Source organism: Streptomyces sp. WAC05292, from assembly GCF_003949955.1.
Taxonomy (GTDB): Bacteria; Actinomycetota; Actinomycetes; order Streptomycetales; family Streptomycetaceae; genus Streptomyces; species Streptomyces globosus.
The window spans coordinates 1-13,985 of sequence record NZ_RPSE01000140.1; the positions used below are offsets into that span (position 1 = coordinate 1).

Sequence of the window (13,985 nt, forward strand, 5' to 3'; positions counted from 1 at the left end):
CCGCCGCGCCGCCCCTCGACCTGGACACCGCCGCCATGGACGCCGCGCTCGGGGCCGTCGGCACCAACGACGGCGGCATCTACAAGTACACCTTCGGCCGCCGCGAGACCGTCACCGACGAGCACCGCATCGTGCCCGCTGCCACCGGCATGGCCACCGTCCTCGCCTTCCAGCCCCTCGGCGGTGGGCGGGCCGCCGTGAACGGCGACTTCGTGATGACCGCCGAGGAGGTCCACCACGTCCTCCCGGCCCTGCGCCGCGGCGGCCTGTCCGTCATCGAGCTGCACAACCACGGCCTGATGGACGAACCCCGCCTCTTCTACACCCACTTCTGGGGCGTGGACGACGCGGCCGTCCTCGCGAGGGGCCTGCGCCACGCCGTCGACGCCACCAACACCGCCCCGCCCGCCCGCCGCTGACGGCGGCGGGCGCGCGGAAGCGGCACGGCCTGCCCCAATCATGCCCGCCGGCCCCCGGTCACGGGCAGGCACTCGGCGAGCAGGTCGACGACGTCGCGCCACGCGCGCCGCGCGTGCGCCGGGTGGAATCCGACGCCGGGGACCACGGGGTGGTCGACCGGCGGGTGGTGGAAGGCGTGCAAGGCCCCGCCGTAGACCGTGAGGCGCCAGTCCACCCCCGCCTCCCGCATCTCCGCGGTGAAGGCGTCGCGTTGCGCGGGCGGCATGATCGGGTCCTCCGACCCGACACCGGCCCACACCGGGCAGCGGATGCGCGCCGTCTCGCCCGGTCGGCCCGTGGTCAGTGCGTTGACCGTCCCGATCGCGCGCAGGTCGGCGCCGCCGCGCCCGAGCTCCAGCCCGACGGCGCCCCCGGTGCCGTAGCCGACGGCGGCGATGCGGTCCGGGTCGGTCCGCGGGTGGGCGCGCAACACGTCGAGCGCCGCACCGCCGATTCCCCGCATCCGGTCGGGATCGGCGAGCAGCGGCATGCAACGGGCCAGCATCTGCCCGGGGTCCCCCAGGTAGCGGCCGCCGTGGAGGTCGAAGGCCAGCGCCACGTAGCCCAGCTCGGCGAGGGCGTCGGCCCGGCGGCGCTCGACGTCGCCGAGCCCCATGCCCTCCGGCCCGAGCAGCACGGCGGGCCGGCGGTCGTCACCGGCCGGCAGCGCGAGGTGCCCGACCATCGTCAGGCCGTCGGCCGGGTACTCGACGGTATGCGTCGTGATCCTCGTCATGGGACCGGACTGTAGGGAACGCCGAGCCCGGTCCGGGTGGTGTTCCGCCCCCGGCGGAACAGCACGGCTGCCGCGCCGGAGCCGCCGCCGACCGCGGCGCGGGCGCCCGCCGCGCCGAGCGGCCCGGGTGGCGGCTGCGACGGCTCCAGGGCGGCCCGCCCGCCGGCGTTCGGCACCCGGGGGCGTTCACCGGGGGCGGCACGGCAAGGTGCGCCGGGGCTATGGCCGGTAGCGCAGCGGGTGGTCCTCGGGCACCTCGACGATCGCGATCCGGACCCCGTCCGGGTCGGCGATCCACATCTCGACCAGCCCCCACGGTTCCCGCACGGGCTGCCGCAGCACCTCGGCGCCCCGCTCCCGCAACTCCTCGTACGCGGCCTGCACGTCGGCGACCTGGAGCCACAGCCGCAGGCCGGGCGTCGCAGGCGCGGCCGACCGGCCGGACACCTCCAGGAAGCCGCCGCCGAGGAAGTACACGGTGCCCCGGTCGGCCCCCGTGCCGAACTCGCGGTAGACCGCCAGCCCCAGCACTCCGCCGTAGAAGGCGCGCGAGCGCTCCGGATCCGTGGGGGTCAACAGGACCCTGCTGCCCAGTACGTGCACCATGCCGCCGAATCTACGCCGTCGGGGCCGCGGTGCGCCGGAGCTCCGTCAGACCTGTGCGGCGGCGGCGTCGAGGGCGGTGGTCAGGCGGTTCAGGCGCGTCTGGAGGTCGCGGATCTCGGCGAGGTCGCAGCCGGTGGCGGCGGCGATGCGCCGCGGGATCTCCGCCGCTCGGGCGCGCAGCCCGGTGCCCGCCTCGGTGAGGACGGCGTGTACGGAGCGCTCGTCCTCGGTGCTGCGCTCGCGGCGGACCAGCCCGGCCGCCTCCAGCCGCTTCAGGAGCGGGGAGAGGGTGCCCGAGTCCAGCCGGAGGCGGGCGCCGAGCTGTTTGACGGGGGTCGTGCCGTCCTCCCACAGCACGAGCATCACCAGGTACTGCGGGTAGGTCAGGCCGAGGTCCTTCAGAGCCACCCGGTAGACGCCCCCGAAGGCGCGGCTCGCCGCGTTCAGCGCGAAGCAGATCTGGTTGTCGAGGCGGAGGAAGTCCTCGTCGCGGGGGGTGTCGGTGGGCTGCTCGGTCATGCCGGCCAGTGTAGCCCGGAAGCCAGCGGCAAGCGATTGAGTTGTGCACAACTGAATTGTGTGCTCTAGTTGGTTCTCGCCAGGCGGCGCACCGGCCGCCCGGACCACCACCGCGAGAGGACCCCCGATGGACGCGCTGTACACCGCCGTCGCCACCGCCAACGGCCGCGAGGGCCGCACCGTCAGCTCGGACGGCCAGATCGACCTCGCGCTCGCCATGCCCCCGGCGCTCGGCGGCAACGGCCAGGGCACCAACCCCGAGCAGCTCTTCGCCGCCGGCTACGCGGCGTGCTTCGCCAGCGCGCTCGGCCTCGTCGGCCGACAGGCCAAGGTCGACACCGGCGAGGTGTCCGTCACCGCGGAGACCTCCATCGGCAAGGACGCCACCGGCTTCGGCCTTGCCGTCACCCTGCGCATCGAACTGCCCGAGTCGCTGGCCGGCGAGACCGGCGCCCTGCTCGTCAAGCAGGCCCACGAGGTCTGCCCCTACTCCAAGGCCACCCGCGGCAACATCCCCGTCGAGCTCGTCGTCGAGTAGGCGGAGCAGCCGGCCCCGCCTACCCCGCCCGCCCGTACGGCCCGCCCCGCCGTGCGGGCCGTACGGGACGGGACGACCCTGGAGGCGGCCCCCGGCCCCGACCGCGGGCCGCCCGGCATTTCCCGGCACCTGCGAGGACGGCGGAGGCGGACGGCGTGGACTACGGCAAACTCGACGCGGCACTCGCCCGGGCGGTCGACGAGGAGGACCGCGACGCGCACGCCCGCGACCTCGACGTCCTCGTCCGCCTCGGCTCACCGCCCACGGCGGACCAGCGCGAACGGCTCCTCGCCTTCGACATCGAAGGGGCCGTCGGCCGCACCGACCTCACCGCGACCCTCTCCCGGCACGGCATCGAGGCGCTCGCCGACCTCCCCTGGGTCCGCTCCATCGCCCTCGCGGCGGAGCGCGGCCCCATGTGACGCAGGAAGGCCGGGGGGCGCCTGTGCGGCCGCGCGCCGCCGACGCGACAATGGCCCGTGTTGTTCCCGTTGGACCAGTACGGAGGAGCCGGCGCATGCCGAACGAACGAGCAGGGCAGCTGGCGGGCCCGGACGACCTGATCGACGTCGCCCGGCTCGTCACCGCGTACTACACCCTGCACCCCGACCCCGCGGACCCCGCGCAGCGCGTCGCCTTCGGCACCTCCGGGCACCGCGGGTCCTCCCTGGCGACCGCCTTCAACGAGGACCACATCGCCGCCACCAGCCAGGCGATCTGCGAGTACCGGGCCGGCCAGGGCACCGACGGCCCGCTCTTCCTCGGCGCCGACACCCACGCCCTCTCCGAACCCGCCCGGGCGACGGCCCTGGAGGTCTTCGCCGCCAACGGCGTCACCGTCCTCGTCGACCCCGCCGACGGCTACACCCCGACGCCCGCCGTCTCGCACGCCGTCCTCACCCACAACCGCGGCCGGACCTCCGGCCTCGCCGACGGCGTCGTCGTCACCCCCTCCCACAACCCGCCCGCCGACGGCGGCTTCAAGTACAACCCGCCCCACGGCGGCCCGGCCGGCTCCGACGCCACCGGCTGGATCCAGGAACGCGCCAACGAGCTCATCGCCGGCGGCATGAAGGACGTCCTGCGGATGCCCTACACCCGCGCCCGGGCCGCCTCCACCACCGCGACGTACGACTACCTCGGCGCGTACGTCCGCGACCTGCCCTCCGTCCTCGACCTCGACGCGGTCCGCGCCGCCGGCGTCCGGATCGGCGCCGACCCCCTCGGCGGCGCCTCCGTGGCCTACTGGCAGCGCATCGCCGAGGAGCACCGCCTCGACCTCACCGTCGTCAACCCGCGCACCGACCCCACCTGGCGGTTCATGACGCTCGACTGGGACGGGAAGATCCGCATGGACTGCTCCTCCCCGTACGCCATGGCCTCGCTGATCGAGGGCCGCGACCGGTTCGCCATCGCCACAGGCAACGACGCCGACGCCGACCGGCACGGCATCGTCACCCCCGACGGCGGCCTGATGAACCCCAACCACTACCTCGCCACCGCCATCGACTACCTGTACCGCCACCGCGCCGACTGGCCGGGCACGGCGGCCGTCGGCAAGACCCTCGTCTCCTCCGGGATGATCGACCGGGTCGCCGCCGACCTCGGCCGCGCCCTCGTCGAAGTGCCCGTCGGGTTCAAGTGGTTCGTGGACGGGCTGGCCGCCGGCACGCTCGGCTTCGGCGGCGAGGAGTCCGCCGGCGCCTCCTTCCTGCGGCGTGACGGCTCGGTGTGGACCACCGACAAGGACGGCATCATCCTCGCCCTGCTCGCCTCCGAGATGCTCGCCGTGACCGGCCGCACCCCCAGCGAGCGCTACGCCGGCCTGGCGGAACGGTTCGGCGAGCCCGCGTACGCGCGCATCGACGCGCCCGCCGACCGCGAGGAGAAGGCGGTGCTGGCGCGGCTCTCTCCCGAACAGGTCACCGCCGACACCCTCGCGGGCGAACCCGTCACCGCCGTCCTCACGCACGCCCCCGGCAACGGCGCCGCGATCGGCGGCATCAAGGTCGCCACCGAGAACGCCTGGTTCGCGGCGCGCCCGTCGGGCACGGAGGACGTCTACAAGATCTACGCCGAGTCCTTCCGCGGACCCGACCACCTGGCCCGCGTCCAGGAGGAGGCCCGCGCGGTCGTCGCCACCGCCCTCGCGTCCTGACCCGCCTGCCCGCCTGCCCGCCCCGCCCGCCGGCCGCCGGCCCGGCGGGCGGGGCCGGCCGCCCGGTGTCGGCACCCGGCGCGGCGGCCTACGCTGGAAGCGGCGGCCGCCTGCGGTGAGCGGCCCGGGCGGTCGCCCCGGCGGCTGCGGGCACGTACCCCTCCTTGTTCCCCGCGCCCGCGGCGCCGGCCGCGGGATGGCACAGTGGATGCCATGTGCGGACGGTACGCCTCGTCACGGGCGCCCGAGGACCTCGCCGGCCTGTTCCGGGCCCGCCTGGAGCCCCGGGAGGAGCTCGCCCCCAGCTGGAACGTCGCCCCCACGGACCCCGTCTGGGCCGTGCTGGAGCGGCCCGACCGCGACACCGGCGAGCCGGACCGCCGCCTGCGCACCCTGCGCTGGGGCCTCGTCCCCTCCTGGTCCAAGGACCCCGGCGGCGCCGCCCGCATGATCAACGCGCGCGTGGAGACGGTCCACGAGAAGCCCGCCTTCCGCCGCGCCTTCACCCGCCGCCGCTGCCTGCTGCCCGCGGACGGCTTCTACGAATGGCGGTCCGTGCCCGCGACCGCCACCGCCAAGGCCTACAAGCAGCCCTACTTCATCGCCCCCGAGGACTCCTCCGTCATGGCCATGGCCGGCCTCTACGAGTTCTGGCGCGACCCGGCCGTCACCGACGAGGACGACCCCGCGGCCTGGCTCGCCACCGCCACGATCATCACCACCGAGGCCGCCGACGCGGCCGGCCGCATCCACCCGCGCATGCCGCTCGCCCTCGACCCGGACGACTACGACGCCTGGCTCGACCCCGCCCACCAGGACGCCGACGCCCTGCGCGCCCTCCTCCACACCCCCGCCGGCGGCCGCCTGGAGGTGCGGGCCGTCTCCACCGCCGTCAACAGCGTCCGCAACAACGGCCCCCACCTCCTGGAACCCGCCCCCGCCGCCTGAACCGCTACCCGCACACGGCGAGCGCGTGCGGCTCCCGCTCCGGCCGCTCCGGAAGCCGCAGCGGGCGCCGCCCCGGCGTCAGCGAGCCCAGCACCCGGGGGCCGCCCGCCCCCGTACAGTCCGGCGCGCTGCCCGGCAGCCCGTGCAGCGTCAGCCAGCCGAGCACGGCGAACGCGTACGCCTCCTTCGCCGCCGCCGCAAGCCCCAGCTCCTGCGACCCGCGCACCGCCGCCCCGGACGGCCCGAGCTCGGCGCGGAGCATGCCCATCAGGGTCGGATTGCGCACCCCGCCGCCCGACACGAACACCTCGGTCGCACCCAGCGGCCGCAGCGCCTCCGCGACCGTCCGCGCCGTCAGCAGGGTCAGCGTCGCCACCAGATCCTCCCCGGCGGGGGCGCCCCCGCCCCCGCCCGCCCGCGAAGCAGACGCCGTACTTCCTCCGCCGTCGCGTGGCTCAGCAGCCAGCCGCGTACCCAGTCCGCGTCCCCGTCCACCTCCCCGGCCCTGGCGGTCCCCGGCCTTCCGGCCCTCGCGATGGCCGCCTCCGCGGCCGCATAGGCCGCCCCCGGGATCTGGGCCGTGATGACCGGGAGCAGGTGTTCCTCCTCAGCCCGGATGTGATCGATCAGCAGGTCGCGCCGGCGCGCGAGCAGTGCCGCCAGTTCCGGCGCGCCGTGGGCCGGGTCGGTGGCGAAGCCGTCGGCGGCCGCGTCGGCGGCGGTTTGCAGGGCCTCCAGTGCGCGGTGGTCGTCGACGAAGCGGACGATGTCGGCGATGGCCCCCGCGGGGTCGGCTGCGGCGTCCAGGACCAGCGGCCACAGGATCTCGGCCTCGCCCCGATGGTGGGCGCGGACGGCGCGGTTGTAGCGGCGCAGGTACGCGGCGATGGCGGCGGCCCGCTCGGGCGACACCGGGCGTGCCCCGGCGGCGAGGTCCGCGAGCAGCCCGGCGAGCCGGTCGGCGTCGGCGAGGATCGCCCGGTGGGCGAGCCGGAGGCCGGTCAGGTCGGGAACCGCCCGCAGACCTCGCGGGGCTGCCGTGGTGACACGTTCGCTGTTCATGCGTACGACTGTGCGCGCCCGGGCTGTCCGTCCGGTCAACGTTCGATGAACGCCCGCGCCTACCCGTAGGCTCTTCGTCTCGAATGCCCGTACGTACGCGCGCAGGGCGGTCCTGCGCCGCTCCGTCGTCCACCCTGGGGAATCCACGATGCCGTATCCCGGTCCCGGTACCGGTCCGCAGTCCGTCGACCGCGCCCTGGCCATCCTCGACGCCGTGGCGGACGCGGCCGGGCCGGTCAACGCCAAGGTGCTGGCGCGGCGGCTGGGGTGTTCGCTGTCGACGGCGTACCACCTGCTGGGGCCGCTCACGGCCCGCGGGTACGTGGTACGCACCGCCCGCGGGTACGCGCTGGGCCCCCGGATCCCGGGGCTGCACCGGAGTCTGCGGCGGGATTCGGAGCCGGCTCCGCGGATGGCGGGGCTGTTGGCAGGGCTGCGGCGGGCCACGGGCGCGGAGGCGTACTACACGGCGTACCGCGGGGGGCTGATCACGGTGATGGACACGACGGCGCCGGTCACGGACACCGGCAATCCGTTCACGCCCGGCCGGGAAACCCGCGCGCATGCCACGGCCCATGGCAAGGCGCTGCTGGCGGAATTGCCGCGGCCGCTGCTGCGGCGGTATCTGGCCGAGCACGGGATGGCCCGGCTGACGGGGGCGACGATCACGCGGGCCGATGTCCTGGAGGCGGAGTTGGCGCGGGTGCGGGGGCAGGGCTTCGCGGTGTCGGAGGGTGAGGCGGACCCGGCGTTCACCTGTCTGGCGGTGGCTTTGCCCCGCGGGGCGGTTGCGGCGGGTAGGACAGGTGCGGCGGGTGCGGGGGCCGGGCCTGTGCACGCTCTGTCGGTGTCGCTGCCGAGCGAGGAGTACCGTCGCCGGCCCGCGGAGCTGCGGGCCGCGCTCGTCCGTGCGGCGGCGCGCGCCGCGGCCGCCGCGGCGGCGCCCGGGAGCGGCGAGGCGGCGCCCGGGAGCGGCGGGGCGGCCTGACGGCCGCGCCACCCGGCGCCCGCATCCGCCGGGTCCGCCGGGTTCGCCGCATCCGCCGGGTCCACCGCATCCACCGGGTCCACCGGCGATCCGGTCCTCCGACAAGGCCCGATATTCCGACGATGCCGGAATTCCGGCCGTCCGTGCGTGCGGCGGGGACGGCGGGCTGTCAGGCTGGGACGCATGATCTTCATCGCCGTCAGGTTCGACGTCCGCCCCGAGTTCAGTGACGAGTGGCTCGCGATCGTCGACGACTTCACGCAGGCCACCCGCAACGAGCCGGGCAACCTCTTCTACGACTGGTCGCGCAGCGTCGACGACCCGAACAAGTACACGCTCCTGGAGGCGTTCGCCGACGCCGAGGCGGGGGCCGCGCACGTGGCCTCCGACCATTTCAAGGCCGGCATGGAGGCGATGGCCGGGGCCATCGCGAGCACGCCGGAGATCATCCACGTCGAGGTGCCCGGCCAGGGCTGGAGTGCGATGGCCGAGCTGTCCCCGCGCGAGGCCTGAGCGCGGTCGGCCCGTCAGGTGGAGGTGCCGAGCAGGCGGGCTGCCGCCTCGCGCATCTCCACCTTGCGGACCTTCCCCGTCACCGTCATCGGGAACTCGTCGACGACGTGGACGTACCGCGGGACCTTGAAGTGCGCCAGCCGTCCGTCGCAGTACGCGCGGACGGCTTCCGCCGTGAGCGGTTCGGCTCCCTCCCGCATCCGAACCCAGGCCATCAGCTCCTCGCCGTACTTGGCGTCGGGTACTCCGACGACCTGGACGTCGAGGACGTCCGGGTGGGTGTGCAGGAATTCCTCGACTTCCCGCGGGTACACGTTCTCCCCGCCGCGGATGACCATGTCCTTGATCCGGCCGGTGATGGCGAGGTAGCCGTCCTCGTCCATGACGGCGAGGTCGCCGGTGTGCATCCAGCGGGCGGCGTCGACGGCTTCCGCGGTGCGTTCGGGCTCGCCCCAGTAGCCGAGCATGACGGAGTAGCCGCGGGTGCACAGTTCGCCCGGTTCGCCGCGCGGGACGGTCCGGCCGGTGTCCGGGTCGACGACCTTGACCTCCAGGTGCGGTCCGACGCGGCCGACGGTGGACACGCGGCGCTCCACGGAGTCGTCGGCGCGGGTCTGCGTCGAGACGGGGGAGGTCTCCGTCATCCCGTAGCAGATGGACACCTCGGCCATGCCCATGCGGTCGATGACCTCCTTCATCACCTCCACGGGGCAGGGTGAGCCCGCCATGATGCCGGTGCGCAGGCTGGTGAGGTCGTGGGTGTCGAAGGCGGGGTCGGCGAGTTCGGCGATGAACATGGTGGGGACCCCGTACAGGGAGGTGCACGCCTCGGCCTGGACGGCGGCGAGGGTGGCCGCCGGGTCGAACGACGGGGCGGGGATGACCATGGCGGCGCCGTGGCTCGTGCAGGCCAGGTTTCCCATGACCATGCCGAAGCAGTGGTAGAACGGGACGGGGATGCAGACCCGGTCCTGTTCGGTGTAGTGGCAGAGCTCGCCGACGAAGTAGCCGTTGTTGAGGATGTTGTGGTGCGACAGGGTCGCGCCTTTGGGGAAGCCCGTCGTGCCCGAGGTGTACTGGATGTTGATCGGGTCGTCGGGGCTCAGTTCGGCGGCCGCACGGGCCAGTCGGGCGGGGTCGGCGGTGCGGCCGCGCGCGAGGAGGGCCTCGTGGTCGGGGCCGTCGAGCAGGACGGTGGACTCCAGCGCCGGGCAGTTCGGCCGCACTTCGGCGATCATGGCGGCGTAGTCGGAGGTCTTGAAGCGTTCGGCGGCGATGAGCAGCCGCATCCCGGACTGCCGGACCACGTACTCCAACTCGTGGGCGCGGTAGGCCGGGTTGACGGTGACCAGGATCGCGCCGATCTTGGCGGTGGCGTACTGGATCAGCGTCCACTCGGCCCGGTTGGGGGCCCAGATGCCGACGCGGTCGCCCTTGGCGATGCCGAGGCCGAGGAGGCCGAGGGCCAGGGCGTCGACGTCGGCCCCGAACTCCGCGTACGTCCAGCGGCGCCCGGTTGTCGTCTCGACGAGGGCGTCGCGGTCGGGGAACCGGCGTACGGTGCGGTCCAGGTTCTCCCCGATGGTGTCGCCCAGCAGGGGTACTTCGCAGGCACCGGACGCATAGCTCGACGCAGCGGACACACGTTCCTCCTCGATCGGTGGCGGTGCATCCTAGCGGCCCGGAGGTCACTCCTCGATGGCGCCGCCGAGGCTTCGGAGGTGGCGGCGGAAGGTGTACGAGGGGTCGGCCTCGCGGAGGACCAGGTAGTCCTCGAAGGCGGTCTGGCTGCGGAGGCTGCGGCCGGCCCGGATGAGGCGGGCCTGTTCGCGTTCCGTCCGCATGATGTGCCGGGCCGTGTCCAGGAGTTCCTCCACCTGGGACGCCTCGGCGAAGAGGACGCCGTCGGCGTCGCCGAAGACGATGTCCCGGTCGGTCACGAGGTGCGGTCCGAAGCGGGCGCCGGCGGCGGCGTCCGGTTCGGGGTCGTCGAGTCGGACGGGGCCGGCGGGGTGGGTGCCGTAGCTGAAGACGGGCAGGCCGATCTCGGCCAGCTCGGGGGTGTCGCGGTGCAGTCCCCACACGGCGATGCCGGAGACGCCGGCGTGCCCGGCTTCGAGGACGGCGAGGTCGCCGATGCAGGCCTCGTCGTCGCGGCCGCCGTTGTCGATGACCAGGACGTCGCCGGGGCGGGCCCGGCCGTAGGCCTCCAGGAACACGTCGACGCTGCCGTGGTGTCGCACCGGCAGGGCGGGGCCGGCGATGCGGTGGCCGGGCACGACGGCGGCGATGCCGGGCGGCGCGACGCGCAGGGGTGTGCCGGTGCGTACGCACGCGTCGGCGAGAAGGGGGGTGGACAGGTCGGCGAAGTCCTTCAGCATGGGCCCGTTCCCTTTCGGAGTGCGGACCGCCGCGGGCGGTCGCGGTCGGCGGGTCGCGGCCGCGGCGGGGAGGGGTCCGGGCGGCCGGCCGTCCTCCATGGTGCCGGGCCGCGGGGCGGCAGGGGTGCTGCTCAGGGGATGTCGGTGTCGGAGGGTTCCGCCTCGTAGGCGTGCGGGTCGTCGACCATCCATTCGACGAGCGGCGAGTCGCCGAGGACCGTCTCGTCGGGGTCGGGCACGCCGGCCCGGCGCAGGAGCTCGATGACGTCGGCGTCGCTGCGGGCGAGACCGAGGACGGTGTCCCGGCCCTCGGCGCGCAGGGAGACGCGGCGGCCGCCGGCTGGTGCGATCCGGTGGACGAGGATCGGGGCGTGGTGCATGGGGCCAGCCTCCGCCGGGTCGGGCGGGACCGCATCCGGAGGGCGGTCGGACGGCGGGCGGCGGGCGGCGGGCCGGCCGGCCTTTCAGGCCGCCGGAGGGGGCGGCCGCGAAGGGCGGGATTCGGACAAATGACAAGCCAGGGGTGACGTGCACCTGACATTTCAAGGTCTTCGTGGGACCTTCCCCTCGCACGTCGCACGGCTCTCTCCCCCGGTCCGGGCCGGACACCGCCTCCGCCCACCCGGGCGCACGCCCGCGCGGCCCTCCCGCGGCCGCGCGTCACACCCCACGAGGACGTGGCGAAGAGGAGCGACAGATGAAGATGGCGACTTGGCCCGCACTGACCGTCCTGGCGGCCGGACTGCTCGCCGGCACCGCGGTACCCGCCGCCGCCCTCGGCCCCTCGGCCGAACAGCGGCTCGACGGGTCCATCGCGGTGGCGGGCAACACCTGTACGTGGACCAACGCACGCACCAGCGCCAACCCCCCGAGCACCCTCACCGTCGACCGCACCAGCATCAACGCCCCCGGCGGCAACCTGAGCTGCGCGGGCGGGATCACGGCGACCCTCAACAACGACCCGCAGTTCACCTTCGACGACGCCGCCGGCACCGCCCGGACGGACGTCATCGACATCACCGGCAAGCAGAGCTTCATCTCCTGCCGCTACAAGGCCGCCGGCATCACCTGGAACCGGGAGGGCGACACCCGCAAGTACGTCAACCAGGCATTCACGGCGACGAAGGTCTCGGGCAGCTTCCTGTGTCCGGGTTCGGTGACCACGGCCGCCGGCGGCGCCTCGATGCTCTTCCGCTGAGCGGAGGGCCCGCCCGCCCGCGCGGACTCGGGCGGGCGGGCGGGCCCGGTGCGGCCGCGGGATCAGCCCTGGCAGACGCCGCGCTCGTGGTCGAAGGTGGCGGTGTCACGGGAGAAGCGCCACTGCGGGGCGAGCAGCTGGTCGTTCAGCTGGCCGGCCGCCGCGGGGTTCTCCACGATGTAGCCGAAGTCCTGGAGCCACGCCGGGTAGAGGTTCTTGGAGCCGATGTAGAACGCCGATCCGTCCACGGCCACCAGCTTGTGGTGCTGGGCATACGGGCGGCCGTCGGCCCACTTCGGGCTCTTCGAGCCGCGGAAGGTGGCCAGCTGGAGGGTGGAGCACATCGCGGCCTTGGCCTTGGCCTGGTCGCCCGTCAGCAGCGCCAGGCGGGCACGCAGGACGTCGCTGATCTCCGAGAGCGACTTGATCTGGGAGTAGCCGCCGCTGCCGACGGCGCCCCGGTTCTCCGGGTCGCTGACCACGATGCGGACCTTGACGCCGGCGGCCATCTTCGCGGCGAGCGCGTCGTAGACGCGGATGTCGTAGCGCGGCAGGGGCGGGCAGGTCGCGTTCATGTCCTGCTGGGAGATCTCGATGTGCCGCTCGGCGCTGGAGATGAGCGTCCGCAGGGCGCTCTCCTCCGGATTGACGGTGTCGTAGTCGCGATCGGCGTTGGTGTTGTCGTGGAGGCCCACGACGCCGCACTTGGTGTCGGGGGCGGTGGGCAGGGCCGGCCGGAAGGCCGACGCGGGGTCGTTGCGCTTGATGCCGACGCCGAGGCCGCCGACGGCGATGGCCGGGACTCCGCCGCCGGCGCCGGCCGGGCCGCTGCGGGCGCCCGTCCCGGGCGCGGCGGTCGCCGCGGCGGCGGTGTTCTCGCCGGCCAGGGCGGGCATGCACGCGGCGCCGTTCGAGGAGGCGAACCAGACGCTCGCGAAGTTGCTCTTGTTCCGGCAGGTCCAGGACCACAGCTCGTCGAGGTACCGGCCGGCCGTGCCGGCGGCCGGACCGCGCAGCGCCAGGGAGACGTCGGCGACGGGGTGCGCGGTCTCCAGGTAGTCGTCCTTCCAGCTGTTGATGCCGCCGGTGACGACGGAGCTGCCGTCGACCACGAGGAGCTTGGAGTGGTTCCAGGAGAACGCCGTCTTCGACGTGGTCATGGAGGCGACGTTCAGGTCGATCCGGGAGGCGGCGTCGGGGCCGAGCTTGGCGACCAGCTCGTCGCGGTACTTCGACGGCACCACGTTCGCGTGGTAGACGGGCGCGGCGCCGACGAGGATGCGCACCTTGAGCCTGTTCCCGCGCGCGGCGGCGGACTTGAGTCCGGCGACGATCGCGTCCTGGAAGCCTCCGTTCGGGAACGGGGCGAGGGTCGATATGTCGACTGTCCGTGTGGCCTGGGCGATGTTCTCCGTCGTCTTCGCGAGGAGGCGCTCGGCGCCGGGGCGGGAGGCGCAGGTGTCGTCGCCCCAGCAGCCGGGCGTCTGGAGCAGCCAGTCGCCGCCGCCCGCGGTGGAGGCGTCGAGGGCGTTGCCCGAGGTCCGCTCCCACACCGTGCCCTCGAGGCCGGGGGAGACCTGGCGGAGCATCTGCTCGACGGAGTCGAGGTGCGGGGCCGCGCCCTGGGCCGGGGCGGGGCCGTTGCCCGGGGCGGCCGCGGCGGGGCCGGCGGCGCACAGGGCCAGCAGGGCCGCCCCGACCGCGGCGCGGGTGGCGAGGGCGGAAGGGCGGAAAAGGGTATGGCGGTGCAATGTGACTTCCTTGCAGGAGGGATCGCCGTCGCCGCAGAGGGGGCCCGGCAAGATCAACTCGCGGAAGTTACCACTCGGTCAGATGGGCGAAGAATCCGATGAGCACCTTTCGGCCACCCCGCCAACTC

At 74.4% G+C, this 13,985-nt stretch carries 17 protein-coding genes; 8 read left to right on the plus strand and 9 right to left on the minus strand.

The genetic code is table 11. From position 1 onward, the window contains the following. A partial coding sequence (locus EF903_RS16825; protein WP_125544052.1) for a DUF1259 domain-containing protein occupies positions 1 to 419 on the plus strand: 419 nt, incomplete at its 5' end. Between the two features lie 38 nt (positions 420 to 457). Here the strand turns inward: EF903_RS16825 and EF903_RS16830 are convergent. The 3 genes from EF903_RS16830 to EF903_RS16840 form a co-directional block, all read right to left on the minus strand. Then, the gene (locus EF903_RS16830; RefSeq protein WP_125544053.1) at positions 458 to 1,195 is read right to left on the minus strand and encodes a dienelactone hydrolase family protein; all 738 of its coding nucleotides are present in this window, start codon (positions 1,193 to 1,195) and stop codon (positions 458 to 460) included. A 219-nt stretch (positions 1,196 to 1,414) separates the two neighbouring features. After that, positions 1,415 to 1,801, minus strand: coding sequence for a VOC family protein (locus EF903_RS16835; protein WP_125544054.1), 387 nt, complete (start codon positions 1,799 to 1,801; stop codon positions 1,415 to 1,417). A gap of 45 nt (positions 1,802 to 1,846) precedes the next feature. Continuing rightward, positions 1,847 to 2,320 carry a MarR family winged helix-turn-helix transcriptional regulator gene (locus EF903_RS16840; RefSeq protein WP_125544055.1) on the minus strand — a complete coding sequence of 158 codons (474 nt, stop codon included), beginning with the start codon at positions 2,318 to 2,320 and terminating at the stop codon, positions 1,847 to 1,849. A gap of 127 nt (positions 2,321 to 2,447) precedes the next feature. Between EF903_RS16840 and EF903_RS16845 the strand changes: the two genes are divergently transcribed. The 4 genes from EF903_RS16845 (at position 2,448) to EF903_RS16855 (ending at position 5,964) form a co-directional block, all read left to right on the plus strand. Further along, on the plus strand, positions 2,448 to 2,858 hold the full coding sequence (locus EF903_RS16845; RefSeq protein ID WP_114056228.1) for an organic hydroperoxide resistance protein: 411 nt from the start codon (positions 2,448 to 2,450) through the stop codon (positions 2,856 to 2,858). Positions 2,859 to 3,013: 155 nt separating this feature from the next. After that, complete coding sequence (locus EF903_RS34110) at positions 3,014 to 3,280, plus strand: hypothetical protein (protein ID WP_185902696.1); 267 nt, start codon at positions 3,014 to 3,016, stop codon at positions 3,278 to 3,280. A 95-nt stretch (positions 3,281 to 3,375) separates the two neighbouring features. Beyond that, a complete protein-coding gene (gene pgm / locus EF903_RS16850; protein WP_125544065.1) occupies positions 3,376 to 5,016 on the plus strand; it encodes a phosphoglucomutase (alpha-D-glucose-1,6-bisphosphate-dependent) in 1,641 nt (546 codons plus the stop codon). A gap of 213 nt (positions 5,017 to 5,229) precedes the next feature. After that, entirely contained in the window at positions 5,230 to 5,964 is a 735-nt protein-coding gene (locus EF903_RS16855) for an SOS response-associated peptidase (RefSeq protein ID WP_125544056.1), read from the plus strand. A 4-nt stretch (positions 5,965 to 5,968) separates the two neighbouring features. Here EF903_RS16855 and EF903_RS16860 read toward each other — a convergent pair whose 3' ends face one another. Then, a complete protein-coding gene (locus EF903_RS16860) occupies positions 5,969 to 6,340 on the minus strand; it encodes an anhydro-N-acetylmuramic acid kinase (RefSeq protein ID WP_399421033.1) in 372 nt (123 codons plus the stop codon). Beyond that, complete coding sequence (locus tag EF903_RS16865) at positions 6,328 to 7,026, minus strand: hemerythrin domain-containing protein (protein WP_185902697.1); 699 nt, start codon at positions 7,024 to 7,026, stop codon at positions 6,328 to 6,330. Before EF903_RS16865 ends, EF903_RS16860 begins: the two co-directional genes overlap by 13 nt. Positions 7,027 to 7,174: 148 nt before the next feature. Here EF903_RS16865 and EF903_RS16870 point away from each other — a divergent pair, with 148 nt between their 5' ends. Continuing rightward, on the plus strand, positions 7,175 to 8,014 hold the full coding sequence (locus EF903_RS16870) for an IclR family transcriptional regulator (RefSeq protein ID WP_125544059.1): 840 nt from the start codon (positions 7,175 to 7,177) through the stop codon (positions 8,012 to 8,014). A gap of 183 nt (positions 8,015 to 8,197) precedes the next feature. Then, a complete protein-coding gene (locus tag EF903_RS16875) occupies positions 8,198 to 8,527 on the plus strand; it encodes a putative quinol monooxygenase (RefSeq protein WP_125544060.1) in 330 nt (109 codons plus the stop codon). A gap of 14 nt (positions 8,528 to 8,541) precedes the next feature. On the opposite strand, the gene EF903_RS16880 is transcribed toward EF903_RS16875, so the two are convergent. The 3 genes from EF903_RS16880 to EF903_RS16890 all read right to left on the minus strand — a co-directional run bounded on the left by EF903_RS16880 (position 8,542) and on the right by EF903_RS16890 (position 11,288). Then, positions 8,542 to 10,170, minus strand: coding sequence for an AMP-binding protein (locus EF903_RS16880; RefSeq protein WP_125544061.1), 1,629 nt, complete (start codon positions 10,168 to 10,170; stop codon positions 8,542 to 8,544). A 45-nt stretch (positions 10,171 to 10,215) separates the two neighbouring features. Then, complete coding sequence (locus EF903_RS16885; protein WP_125544062.1) at positions 10,216 to 10,908, minus strand: RraA family protein; 693 nt, start codon at positions 10,906 to 10,908, stop codon at positions 10,216 to 10,218. 131 nt (positions 10,909 to 11,039) lie between these two features. Continuing rightward, the gene (locus EF903_RS16890; RefSeq protein WP_125544063.1) at positions 11,040 to 11,288 is read right to left on the minus strand and encodes a hypothetical protein; all 249 of its coding nucleotides are present in this window, start codon (positions 11,286 to 11,288) and stop codon (positions 11,040 to 11,042) included. Positions 11,289 to 11,605: 317 nt separating this feature from the next. On the opposite strand from EF903_RS16890, the gene EF903_RS16895 reads away from it, so the two are divergent. Then, complete coding sequence (locus EF903_RS16895) at positions 11,606 to 12,106, plus strand: hypothetical protein (RefSeq protein WP_260615458.1); 501 nt, start codon at positions 11,606 to 11,608, stop codon at positions 12,104 to 12,106. Positions 12,107 to 12,168: 62 nt separating this feature from the next. On the opposite strand, the gene EF903_RS16900 is transcribed toward EF903_RS16895, so the two are convergent. Then, a complete protein-coding gene (locus tag EF903_RS16900; protein WP_125544064.1) occupies positions 12,169 to 13,857 on the minus strand; it encodes a phospholipase D-like domain-containing protein in 1,689 nt (562 codons plus the stop codon). Between the last annotated feature and the right edge of the window lie 128 nt (positions 13,858 to 13,985).

Bases quoted from the DNA above. Each gene is read 5' to 3' on its own strand.
- EF903_RS16865 (WP_185902697.1), bottom strand. From the start codon at position 7,026: ATGAACAGCGAACGTGTCACCACGGCAGCCCCGCGAGGTCTGCGGGCG.
- EF903_RS16830 (WP_125544053.1), bottom strand. From the start codon at position 1,195: ATGACGAGGATCACGACGCATACCGTCGAGTACCCGGCCGACGGCCTG.
- EF903_RS16835 (WP_125544054.1), bottom strand. From the start codon at position 1,801: ATGGTGCACGTACTGGGCAGCAGGGTCCTGTTGACCCCCACGGATCCG.
- EF903_RS16890 (WP_125544063.1), bottom strand. From the start codon at position 11,288: ATGCACCACGCCCCGATCCTCGTCCACCGGATCGCACCAGCCGGCGGC.
- EF903_RS16885 (WP_125544062.1), bottom strand. From the start codon at position 10,908: ATGCTGAAGGACTTCGCCGACCTGTCCACCCCCCTTCTCGCCGACGCG.
- EF903_RS16895 (WP_260615458.1), top strand. From the start codon at position 11,606: ATGAAGATGGCGACTTGGCCCGCACTGACCGTCCTGGCGGCCGGACTG.
- EF903_RS16870 (WP_125544059.1), top strand. From the start codon at position 7,175: ATGCCGTATCCCGGTCCCGGTACCGGTCCGCAGTCCGTCGACCGCGCC.
- EF903_RS16855 (WP_125544056.1), top strand. From the start codon at position 5,230: ATGTGCGGACGGTACGCCTCGTCACGGGCGCCCGAGGACCTCGCCGGC.
- EF903_RS16845 (WP_114056228.1), top strand. From the start codon at position 2,448: ATGGACGCGCTGTACACCGCCGTCGCCACCGCCAACGGCCGCGAGGGC.
- EF903_RS16840 (WP_125544055.1), bottom strand. From the start codon at position 2,320: ATGACCGAGCAGCCCACCGACACCCCCCGCGACGAGGACTTCCTCCGC.
- EF903_RS16875 (WP_125544060.1), top strand. From the start codon at position 8,198: ATGATCTTCATCGCCGTCAGGTTCGACGTCCGCCCCGAGTTCAGTGAC.
- pgm (WP_125544065.1), top strand. From the start codon at position 3,376: ATGCCGAACGAACGAGCAGGGCAGCTGGCGGGCCCGGACGACCTGATC.